The organism is Phytobacter sp. V91, assembly GCF_965644225.1.
GTDB lineage: Bacteria > Pseudomonadota > Gammaproteobacteria > Enterobacterales > Enterobacteriaceae > CBFFRJ01.
Map to the genome: position 1 here is coordinate 1 of NZ_CBFFRJ010000360.1, position 252 is coordinate 252.

1 protein-coding gene is annotated in these 252 nt (G+C 51.2%); it reads left to right on the forward strand.

The window, feature by feature from the left end; genetic code table 11:
• The coding region (locus tag ACSZO4_RS26005; RefSeq protein WP_437891951.1) for a transposase at window positions 1-252 on the forward strand (252 nt) is incomplete at both ends.

Genomic DNA, 252 nt, shown 5'->3' on the forward strand with positions numbered 1-252 from the left:
CAAAATCCATCTGGCGACAGACGGAAGTGGTCTGCCGTTAAACATCGTACTGAGTCCCGGTCAGGCTCACGAAAGCCGGTTTGCACAACGTCTTCTGGACGGTATCGGTGTTCAGCGCCAGAACGGAAGTATGAAGCGCCGTGGTCATGCAGTACTGGCTGATAAAGCCTACTCCGGGCATGCGTTACGTAACGAACTGAAAAGAAGAGGGATAAAAGCAGTCATCCCGCGTAAATCCAATGAAAAAATGGC